This is a genomic window from Methylibium sp. T29 (assembly GCF_000576205.1).
Taxonomy (GTDB): domain Bacteria; phylum Pseudomonadota; class Gammaproteobacteria; order Burkholderiales; family Burkholderiaceae_C; genus Methylibium; species Methylibium petroleiphilum.
Genome location: NZ_AZND01000122.1, coordinates 1 through 10,423, shown reverse-complemented (window position 1 = coordinate 10,423; position 10,423 = coordinate 1). Strand labels below are relative to the sequence as shown.

The following is a 10,423-nucleotide window of genomic DNA, read 5'->3' as shown; positions in this document are numbered from 1 at the left end:
GACGCCGGGCGCACTGGCGGCCGCGACCGGCCGCGGCGCCGGCGCGAACATCGAGGGCTGGCCGGTGTGCTTGTTCCACGCGTCCCACAACAGGACGAGCGACATCGTGAACACCACCCACAGCAGGGTGCGGCGCATATCGGTCATGACGAGATCTCGCAGGGAGCGCGGGGTGCCGGCGCGGCCACCTCGCTGGAAGAGGAAGAAGAGGACGATTCAGCGACACGGCGACCGGTGAGCCAGCCGGGCGGCCGATCGGGAACCGGGTCGTGGCCCCCGGCACAGCCGGGATGGCAGCGCAGCAGGCGTCGCGTGGTCAGGTAGCTGCCGCTCAGTGCGCCGTGGCGTTCCAGCGCCTCGATCGAATAGACGGAACAGCTCGGTGTGAAGCGGCAGCCGCTGCCGAGCCAGGCGCTGAAGAACAGGCGATAGCCCTGCACCACCCCGATCAGCAGCCGCTGCGGCAGGCCAGCCAGCCAGGCCGCCGCCCCCGGCGCCGCGCTCATCGCCCGTGCCCCGGATGCGGCCGCGAGGAACAGCGTGGCCAACTCGCCGTGCACCGCGGTGCGGAGCGCGTGCGAGGCAGCGCTGGGGAACTGAGCCACCGGAAATGGGCTGCGCAGGCGCAAAACCCAGTCGCCCGCGCGCAAGCCGCCCGCCCCGCGCTGGAAGGCGTTGCGCCCTTGACGTTTGATCAGGCTGCGCGTCACGGCGCGGCGCGCATGGCGCTTGGGGATCACCAGGCCGAAACGCAGCGGTTCATCCACAAGTCCGTCGGACGCACCGGTCGCCGGTGTTGACAACTCCCCGGCGGCACCCTCTTTCGCGGTGGACAGGTGGTGCAGCACGAAGTGTTCGGTCCGGGCACAGGGCCGCTGGGCGAGCACCCGCTCGAAATCGGCAGCGCGCAACCCCGCGGGGGCGGTGGTGCGGCTCACGCGTCGCGAGCGGAAGCGGCTGGATCAGAGGCCCAGGCGCTTGCGGCCCTTGGCGCGGCGGGCATTCAGCACCCGGCGGCCGCCGCGCGTCTTCATGCGCACGAGGAAACCATGGGTGCGGGCGCGACGGGTCTTCGAAGGTTGGTAGGTGCGTTTCATGTGAGCCTCTGGCCCCTGGACGGGCAATGCGGGGGCATGGGGAACGTCGGCGTGCCGGGAAGCCGGTCTCGCTAAAGGCCCGGGTCCCGGCAATGCTGCAGTGAGCCTGCAGCGGCTCGAGCGCATTGCCCGACCCAGCCGCGTACCCGATGCGGGGAACCCAGGATTACATCAAAAATACCCTTTTCGGTCAACGACTTGCACCGAGAACCCTGCCTCCACGGCCGGTTCGTCAGACGCAAAACGACTGTGGATAACCTCTTCCCAGCCGCGCTTCGACCGCTAGAATCGTTCGGCTGAAGAAAGAATTGTCCACAAGAACGATGAGCGCCGACGTCTGGTCTCAAGGCTGCGAACGCCTGGCGACCGAACTGCCCGAGCAGCAGTTCAACACCTGGATCCGTCCTCTCCCCGCGGCCGAACTCGTCGATCGCGGCGATACGGCCGTGGCCACGCTGCGGGTTCCCAACCGCTTCAAGCTCGACTGGATCCGCAATCAGTACGCCGCGCGCATCGAATCGGTGTTGAGCGACCTGGCGGGCAAGCCGGTGCGTCTGGACCTGCAGCTCGCCGCACGCGAGGCGCCGCCGCGGCCTTCATCGGATGCGCCGCGCAGCAACGGCCATCCGCAGGCCGCCGGCCAGTGGCCTCGGTGCCCCCTCGTCGTCGAACGCAGGGGCCTACACACAGGCCAGCGCGCCGACGCCGACGCACCGGCTCAACACCGCCCTGACCTTCGACACCCTGGTGCCGGGTCGCGCCAACCAGATGGCGCGCACCGCCGCGCTGCACGTGGCCGGCGCGCCGGGGGTCATGTACAACCCGCTGTTCATCTACGGCGGCGTGGGCCTTGGCAAGACCCACCTGATCCACGCCGTGGGCAACGCGCTGCTGCGCGACAAGCCCGACGCGCGCATCCTCTACCTGCACGCCGAGCAGTTCATCACCGACGTGGTGAAGAACTACCAGCGCAAGACCTTCGACGAGCTCAAGGCCAAGTACCACTCGCTCGACCTGCTGCTGATCGACGACGTGCAGTTCTTCGCCGGCAAGGAGCGCACCCAGGAGGAGTTCTTCAACGCCTTCGAGGCGCTGCTGGCCAAGCGCGCGCACATCATCATGACCAGCGACACCTACCCCAAGGGGCTGGCCGACATCGACGAGCGCCTCACCTCGCGCTTCGATGCCGGACTTACGGTGGCGATCGAGCCGCCCGAGCTGGAAATGCGCGTCGCGATCCTGATGAAGAAGTCCGACGTCGAAGGCACGCCGATGCCCGAGGACGTGGCCTTCTTCGTGGCCAAGAACGTGCGCGCCAACGTGCGCGAGCTCGAGGGCGCGCTGCGCAAGGTGCTGGCCTATGCACGCTTCAGCCAGAAGGACATCAACATCGCGCTGGCCCGCGAGGCACTGAAGGACCTGCTGTCGATCCAGAACCGCCAGGTCGGCGTGGAGAACATCCAGAAGACGGTGGCCGACTTCTACAAGATCAAGGTCGCCGACATGTATTCCAAGAAGCGCCCCGCCAGCATCGCGCGGCCACGCCAGATCGCCATGTACCTCGCCAAGGAACTGACGCAGAAGAGCCTGCCCGAGATCGGCGAGCTGTTCGGTGGTCGTGACCACACCACCGTGCTGCATGCGGTGCGCAAGATCGGCGGCGAGCGCGGCAAGAACACCGAACTGAACCAGCAGCTCCACGTGCTGGAACAGACCCTCAAGGCTGAAGCATGCGCATGCCGAGGCCGTCAAGTGACAAAGCTGGGGACAACTCCGGAACAAGCAGAGGGTCATCCACAGCCCGAGCCAGGCCACCAGAGTTGTTGTGGTCGGCTCCCGCGCAAACCGAGCCACGACCCACAGGGTTGAAGCCCAGCTAAGTGATTGCCGGAACAAGCGAAAATGGCCTTGTCCACACGAAGTGCCGGCCCCTACTAAAACGACTACCTGAAGAGGTTTAAATGATTGTCTTGAAGAGCCCGCAGGAAAAATTTCTGGGTGCACTGCAAGCCGTCGCCGGCATCGTCGAACGGCGTCATACCTTGCCGGTGCTGGCCAACGTGCTGATGCGCAAGACCGGCAACGCGATCGAATTCACCACCAGCGATCTCGAGATCCAGGTCCGCACCCAGGCCGAGTTCGACGGCGACGCCGGCAACTTCAGCACCACGGTCGGAGCGCGCAAGCTGATCGACATCCTGCGCACCCTGCCGGCCGACCAGAACGTGACGCTCAGCAGCGCGCAGAACAAGCTCACGCTCACCGGCGGCAAGAGTCGCTTCACGCTGCAGACGCTGCCGGCGGAAGACTTCCCGCTGGTGCAGGAGGCAGCTGATTTCGGCCCGGCCTTCAGCGTGCCGCAGAAGAGCCTGAAGGCGCTGATCGCCCAGGTGCACTTCGCGATGGCAGTGCACGACATCCGCTACTACCTCAACGGCATCCTGTTCGTCGCCGAGGGCAAGAGCCTCACGCTGGTGGCCACCGACGGCCACCGCCTGGCGCTGGCCCAGGCCACGCTCGATGTGGAGATGCCCAAGCAGGAAGTCATCCTGCCGCGCAAGACCGTGCTGGAGCTGCAGCGCCTGCTGAAGGACGAAGACACCGCCATCGAGATGCGCTTCGCCGGCAACCAGGCCAAGTTCGCGTTCTCGGGCATGGAGTTCGTGACCAAGCTGGTCGAGGGCAAGTTCCCCGACTACAACCGCGTGATCCCCAAGAACCACAAGAACCACGTGACGCTGGGCCGTGCGCCGCTGCTGGCCAGCCTGCAGCGCGCCGCCATCCTGACCAGCGAGAAGTTCAAGGGCGTGCGCCTGAACTTCGACCCCGGCACGCTGCGCATCGCCTCCAGCAACGCCGAGCAGGAAGAGGCTAAGGAAGAGCTCGAGATCGACTACGGCGGCGACGCCATCGAGATCGGCTTCAACGTCACCTACCTGATGGACGTGCTGGCCAACATGGGCCAGGAGATGGTCACCTTGTCGCTGCAGGATTCCAACAGCTCGGCTCTCGTCACCGTGCCCGAGCAAGGCGGGTTCAAGTACGTGGTGATGCCGATGCGGATCTAGCCCGCAACCCAGCCGACACCAGCACAGCGGGCCGCGAGCCCGCTGCAGCGTTTTTGAAGGGGCCGGTCCACCGGCCCCGTGATGGAAAAGAGCCCCCATGAGCGACCCCAAGACCCCGCAACACGACGCCCAGAGCGGCGTCACGCAGCAACCCGTGCCGTCGGCGGAAGGCCATGCCATCTCCGTGGGTTCGGACGCGTCGGTGGCCTATGGAGAGGGCTCCATCCAGATCCTGGAAGGCCTGGAGGCGGTTCGCAAGCGGCCCGGCATGTACATCGGCGACACGTCCGACGGCACCGGCCTGCACCACCTCGTGTTCGAGGTGGTCGACAACTCCATCGACGAAGCCCTGGCCGGCCACTGCGACGACATCGTGGTGACCATCCACTCCGACAACTCCATCAGCGTCACCGACAACGGCCGCGGCATCCCCACCGGCGTGAAGATGGACGACAAGCACGAGCCCAAGCGCAGTGCCGCGGAGATCGCGCTGACCGAGCTGCACGCCGGCGGCAAGTTCAACCAGAACAGCTACAAGGTCTCGGGCGGGCTGCACGGCGTGGGTGTGAGTTGCGTCAACGCGCTCTCGAAGTGGTTGCGCCTCACCGTACGCCGCGAAGGCAAGGTGCACCTCATGGAGTTCCGGCGCGGCTTTCCGCAGGACCGTGTGCTGGAGATGCGCAACGGCTTCGAGGTCTCGCCGATGGCCATCGTGGGCGACACCGAGAAGCGTGGCACCGAGGTGCACTTCCTGCCCGACGAAGAGATCTTCACCAACATCGACTTCCACTACGACGTGCTCGCCAAGCGCCTGCGCGAACTGAGCTTCCTGAACAACGGCGTGAAGATCCGCCTGGTCGACGAGCGCAACGCCAAGGAAGACAACTTCGCCTACGCCGGCGGTGTGAAGGGCTTCGTGGAGTTCATCAACACCGGCAAGAAGGTGCTGCACGGCAACATCTTCCACGCGCTGGGCGACAAGATGAGCGAGTTCAACACCAACATCGGTGTCGAAGTGGCGATGCAGTGGAACGACGGCTACAGCGAACAGGTGCTGTGCTTCACCAACAACATCCCGCAGCGCGACGGCGGCACCCACCTCACCGGCCTGCGCGCGGCCATGACGCGCGTGATCAACAAGTACATCGAGGACAACGAACTCGCCAAGAAGGCCAAGGTCGAGATCGCCGGCGACGACATGCGCGAAGGGCTGGCCTGCGTGGTGAGCGTGAAGGTGCCCGAGCCCAAGTTCAGCAGCCAGACCAAGGACAAGCTGGTGTCCAGCGAAGTGCGCGGCCCGGTGGAAGAGATCGTCGGCAAGCTGCTCACCGACTACCTGCTCGAGAACCCGATCGACGCCAAGATCATCTGCGGCAAGATCGTGGAGGCCGCGCGCGCCCGCGAGGCCGCCCGCAAGGCCCGCGAGATGACGCGCCGCAAGGGCGTGCTCGATGGCATGGGCCTGCCCGGCAAGCTGGCCGACTGCCAGGAGAAGGACCCCGCGCTCTGCGAGATCTACATCGTGGAGGGCGACTCCGCCGGCGGCTCCGCCAAGCAGGGCCGCGACCGCAAGTTCCAGGCGATCCTGCCGCTGCGCGGCAAGATCCTGAACGTGGAGCGCGCCCGCTTCGAGAAGCTGCTCACCAGCAACGAGATCCTCACGCTCATCACCGCGCTGGGCACCAGCATCGGCAAGGACGAGTACAACCCCGACAAGCTGCGCTACCACCGCATCATCATCATGACCGATGCCGACGTGGACGGCGCCCACATCCGCACGCTGCTGCTCACCTTCTTCTACCGCCAGATGCCCGAGCTGGTGGAGCGCGGCCACATCTACATCGCCCAGCCGCCGCTCTACAAGGTGAAGCTCGGCAAGGAAGAGCAGTACCTGAAAGACGGCCACGAGCTCGACGCCTACCTGCTGCGCGTGGCGCTGCGCGACGCGCGGCTGGAAACCGGCGTGGGCGGCACCGTGCTGCTGGGCGACGCGCTGGAATCGCTGGCGCGCCAGTACGTGCTGGCCAACAACGTGACCGCCCGCCTGGCCAACTGGATGGACGTGGAGGCGCTGCGCGCCATCGCCGACGGCCTGGTGCTCAACCTCGACACCCTGGCCGATGCCGAAACCTCCGCCGCCGCGCTGAAGGCCGCGCTGCACGATGCCGACGTGAGCGCCGAATTCGACGCCCGGCTCGACAAGCACCTGCTCCGCATCAGCCGCCGCCACCACGGCAACACCAAGAGCAGCGTGATCACCGCCGACTTCGTGCACGGCGCCGACTACGAGGCCCTCAGCACCGCCGGCCTCGCCTTCAAGGGCCTGGTGTCCACCGAGGCCGTGGTGAAGAAGGGCGAGGGCGAGAAGCAGAAGGACGCCAAGGTGGCCGACTTCCGCGAGGCCATGGCCTGGCTGATGCAGCAGGCCGAGAACAGCGTGGGCCGGCAGCGCTACAAGGGCCTGGGCGAGATGAACCCCGAGCAGCTCTGGGAAACCACCATGGACCCCACGGTGCGCCGCCTGCTGCGCGTACAGATCGACGACGCCATCGAGGCCGACCGCGTTTTCACCATGCTGATGGGCGACGAGGTGGAACCGCGGCGCGACTTCATCGAGACGAATGCGTTGAGGGCGGCGAACATCGACGTTTGACGATCATGGATGCCGTAGGGCGCCAAATTAACTGCGACTCGCGCCACAGTTCTGCGACTGGCGGTCGTTAGTTGGTGCGACTGGCCTACGGTCTCCTGGGAAGCGTCAATCGCCGCCCACGAGCGATGTAGGTGACGGTTACATCTTGTCCCGAGCCGGAAGTGCGCCCGGTCGTGCGCTCTATACGCCGAAATTGGTGGTTCCCACGCGTTCGCCGGTTTCGGTCACCAGCACCTGTTCGGGCCACTGCAGGAGAGCCAGACGAGTGCGCGCCCCGGTCTGGCCGGTGAGGCGCTCTTGGTAGCGTCCTCCGGCGGAGTAGTCGACGCAGAACACCCTGCCTCGTGGTCCCAACCACGACAAGGGGTGAACGCCGTCGAACAGGTCCGGGTCGCCCTTGCCGAGATGTGCTCGATCCAGCGGCACGTACTGCCGCCAGTAGTGACCCACCACCACGGGAATATCCTCGACGTACTCGTCCCACCAGCGCACGCGCTCGGCGAAGCGCCACTGGCCGCTGGTGAAGAAGGGATGGATCGCTTTGCGCTCGATGCCCGAGGTGACGACGCGGAGTGGGTTCGCCATCTGACGGCGCTCGTCGCAATGTGCGACGGCGTCGAGCATCGGCAGCTCGAGCTCGGCGTCGTGGATGTTCCAGCGGGCTCGCTCCTGCTCGGCGCGGAGTAGCCATCCATCCGTTTGAAGCTGCGCCTCGGCCTCCGCATCGAACCACTGAAAGTATTCCCCTGCATGGTGGCCGGAGCTGAGCGAGGACAGACTCTCGACGGAAGATGTGTGCCAGGCGGCGTGAGTCACCCGCAGGTCGGGGCGTGACAACACGAGCGGAAGGGCGGCAAAGAAGCCAAGCATGTCCCGCCGCTCGGCCTCGGAGCTCAACAGCGCGCATGGCGCGAACCGGGCGTCACGCTCGCGCCGCTCATTCCAGAACCAATCGTTGCCATGCTTGCGCTCGCCGCGCAGCAGGTTCAGCTCGTGGTTGCCGAGAATCGCCAACGCGCGGCCAGCCTCGACCAGCTCTCGCACGAGACTCACCACACCGGGACTGTTCGGTCCTCGGTCGACCATGTCACCGATGAAGACGAGAGTGCGACCCTTTGGGTGACGCCCCGCAGCGTCATAGCCGGCTACGGCGAGCAGCGCCTTCAGCGCGTCGAGTTCACCATGGACATCACCAACGATGTCGAGCGGTGTGTCAGGCAGATCGCTATGCATGCGGCAGGCTTCCACTCAGCGCGGCGATGACCTTATGCCTCCCTTCGCTGGCGGTAGCGTTTGGCGTAGCCGTCCGCAAAACCCCAGTGTCGAAGTTCGTATCGAGACACGAGTAACTCGCCTAAATCGCGCTCAGCCGCATATCCGAGCTCGGTGTTCGCCAGTACCACTGCCTGCACGGTTGATCGAACGAAGCGTGGCAACTTGGCCAGTGCTCCCAACTCAGTCTCGAACCATTCCAGCCATGCTGCTCGATAGCGCTCGCCGCGGTCGGCCTCGGTCTCCAAGAGTCGAAGCTGGCCGCCATCGTCGTGCCCATGGCGAAAGGCGGCGGCCATGATGTCGTGCGCGTCCTGCAGCACGCGGTGGTCGACACTCTCGATGGCACGTGCTTCTTCTGCGATCACTACCTGCGCTTCTAGGATCTCTTCAGCGCGGAGCAACTCCGCGCGAGCTGCGGCGAAGAGCCGCGGCACCAGCTGCCAATACAGCTCGCGCTGCGCGTCCTTCAGCTGGTCGTTGTCGTCTGACGGGTAGGAGGTTCCGACGATCAAAGCTCAGGATCCTTTAGCCGCAGTGACTAAGTTCTCGGCACCGTGCCGCCTAATTACGTCGTGAATCTCCGTCGGCTGGAACGTCACGTCCATGCACCACGTTCCGAATCCACCTTTAGCATTCACAGCCTTGACGCAAAGTGCCAGCTCATAGCGCTCAACTACGTTCATCGAAGAGTCGCGCCGATCGGCTGCTCGGTATCGAACACGGGCTCGATGCTCACCACGTTCTGCGGTTCGACGTACTTGACCACGTGCTGCATGATGAGATCAATTCACAGCGACACTCGGATGCGCCGCCGCAACTCTAAGGCTCGAAGCGCACGACTACAACTCCTTTGCAACGACCGTGTCGTAGAGGCCGTAGTGCATTAGCCCGCTGTGGCTCTCAATGCCTGTGTAACGAAGTGAGGCGTCCTCATACCGACGGAACGCGAACACCGCCTGATTCATGTGCTCGGTGTTGAACACCTTGAGGCGGACCAGCAGGTGGAAGTCCTTCACCGTCAGGCCGGTGACCGTGCGGAACAGGTCAGGCTCAAGCTTGGTGATCACGTCCTGGAGCGTGTTCTCACGGAAGTCGGTCAAGTACATGAAGGCCGGAATCCGCGTGGCGAACTTGATCAGCTTTTCCTGCACCAGTTTCCGCTTGGACTTGTACTCTTTCTCCTCGGCCGAGAGCTCGCGCTTCTCCTTGGTGGTCAGCCCGCCCTCCTTGGCCTTGTTCTTGAGCTCCTTGACCTTCTCGCTCTTGTTGATGATGGTCTCGATGATGTTGTCGCCGAGTGACCGCCAGCCCTCGATGCTCTCCACCGCCTTCATGGCATCGGGATCGTCGAGGATCCGGCGCAACGTGTTGTTGTCCACGTTCACCAGCAGCGCGCTCTCCCACTTGCGCGCCAGCAGGGTCGCCGAGGTACCAGCCATGGCGATGTCCAGAATGCCGCCGGCGTCAATCTGCGTCATGTTGGCGCCGTCATAGGCCAGCACCGGCAGGAACGACACGAGGTCCGCGACTGCGTTCTCTGGGTTGCTCTCGTTCGGCGACAAGCCGATGCCGTACTCGGAGACCTGGCGCAGTGCACGCGTCGGTGCGAAGTCGAACACGAAGCACACCGGCTTGAGGACTTCCTCCTCGTTGGGGTTGTCACCGTTGGGGTTCTTGATGGACCAAGGCGACTGCACCCGGAAGGCCGCCTGGAAGTAGCTCTCCGGCGACTTCAAGTTGCGAAGCATGAGGATCGAAGACCACTGCGGCACCGTCACGCCCGTGGTGAGCTTGCCGCACGAAAGCGTGATCGTCTTCGTGTCGAACCCGCCACCGATGGCCTCTCGCACAGGTGGCAGTGCATCGAGGCCTATCCCTGCGGAGGCACCCGCGGCCACAACCACGTCGTAATCGTGCCAGAAGACGTTGTGCTTCTCCGCCAGCAGGTTTGCCATCGCGTGGCAGGCCGCCACACTTGGGAGGTACCAGAACGAGTGCTGGAGATACGGCAACAGCCGGGCATCCGAGTAGGGGAACGGTGGCCTGGTGCCCACCTTCAGCAGCTCAGCTGCATGCGCGAGATGACCGCCCCGGATGATGTCGAGCCACTTCTGGACGTCGCTCTTGTGCTTGAACTCGGCGGCGGCGTCCGCACCGGTCGCCTCGAAGAACGCGTTTAGGTCGAACTCATCGAACTCGCCACCACTGGCCACCGCCAGCAGCTCGTCAGGCATCTGGTAGGTCAGCAACCGCATCTGCGGCAGTGCGCCGTAGGGATTGCGCTTGCCCGGATGACTATTGGCGAAAGCCTCCTTCGCATGTGCGCGCCG

The 10,423-nt window shown here is 65.0% G+C and carries 6 protein-coding genes and 3 pseudogenes; 3 read left to right on the top strand and 6 right to left on the bottom strand.

All coding sequences use genetic code 11. The features are described from left to right. Nucleotides 1-143 precede the first annotated feature (143 nt). From yidD to rpmH, 3 genes and pseudogenes are all read right to left on the bottom strand, one after another. Nucleotides 144-467: a membrane protein insertion efficiency factor YidD gene (gene yidD, locus x551_RS27435; protein ID WP_036232012.1), complete on the bottom strand. Its 324-nt coding sequence runs from the start codon at nucleotides 465-467 to the stop codon at nucleotides 144-146. 135 nt (nucleotides 468-602) lie between these two features. Continuing rightward, nucleotides 603-938 (bottom strand): annotated as a pseudogene (locus tag x551_RS27920) (ribonuclease P protein component); the annotation flags it as partial. Between the two features lie 24 nt (nucleotides 939-962). Next, complete coding sequence (gene rpmH, locus x551_RS14075) at nucleotides 963-1,097, bottom strand: 50S ribosomal protein L34 (protein WP_011831400.1); 135 nt, start codon at nucleotides 1,095-1,097, stop codon at nucleotides 963-965. 323 nt (nucleotides 1,098-1,420) lie between these two features. Here rpmH and dnaA point away from each other — a divergent pair. From dnaA to gyrB, 3 genes and pseudogenes are all read left to right on the top strand, one after another. Next, a pseudogene (gene dnaA / locus x551_RS14070) lies at nucleotides 1,421-2,819 on the top strand (chromosomal replication initiator protein DnaA); the annotation flags it as partial. Nucleotides 2,820-3,058: 239 nt separating this feature from the next. Further along, nucleotides 3,059-4,165, top strand: coding sequence for a DNA polymerase III subunit beta (gene dnaN / locus x551_RS14065; protein ID WP_011827603.1), 1,107 nt, complete (start codon nucleotides 3,059-3,061; stop codon nucleotides 4,163-4,165). 97 nt (nucleotides 4,166-4,262) lie between these two features. Continuing rightward, nucleotides 4,263-6,818 carry a DNA topoisomerase (ATP-hydrolyzing) subunit B gene (gene gyrB, locus x551_RS14060; RefSeq protein WP_011827604.1) on the top strand — a complete coding sequence of 852 codons (2,556 nt, stop codon included), beginning with the start codon at nucleotides 4,263-4,265 and terminating at the stop codon, nucleotides 6,816-6,818. 180 nt (nucleotides 6,819-6,998) lie between these two features. On the opposite strand, the gene x551_RS14055 is transcribed toward gyrB, so the two are convergent. From x551_RS14055 to x551_RS14045, 3 genes and pseudogenes are all read right to left on the bottom strand, one after another. Then, on the bottom strand, nucleotides 6,999-8,051 hold the full coding sequence (locus tag x551_RS14055) for a metallophosphoesterase (RefSeq protein ID WP_036231980.1): 1,053 nt from the start codon (nucleotides 8,049-8,051) through the stop codon (nucleotides 6,999-7,001). A gap of 32 nt (nucleotides 8,052-8,083) precedes the next feature. Further along, the gene (locus tag x551_RS14050) at nucleotides 8,084-8,605 is read right to left on the bottom strand and encodes a hypothetical protein (protein WP_036231978.1); all 522 of its coding nucleotides are present in this window, start codon (nucleotides 8,603-8,605) and stop codon (nucleotides 8,084-8,086) included. Nucleotides 8,606-8,932: 327 nt separating this feature from the next. Beyond that, nucleotides 8,933-10,423 (bottom strand): annotated as a pseudogene (locus x551_RS14045) (restriction endonuclease); the annotation flags it as partial.

Coding starts and splice junctions, on each gene's coding strand:
- gyrB (WP_011827604.1), top strand. CDS start 4,263: ATGAGCGACCCCAAGACCCCGCAACACGACGCCCAGAGCGGCGTCACG.
- rpmH (WP_011831400.1), bottom strand. CDS start 1,097: ATGAAACGCACCTACCAACCTTCGAAGACCCGTCGCGCCCGCACCCAT.
- x551_RS14055 (WP_036231980.1), bottom strand. CDS start 8,051: ATGCATAGCGATCTGCCTGACACACCGCTCGACATCGTTGGTGATGTC.
- dnaN (WP_011827603.1), top strand. CDS start 3,059: ATGATTGTCTTGAAGAGCCCGCAGGAAAAATTTCTGGGTGCACTGCAA.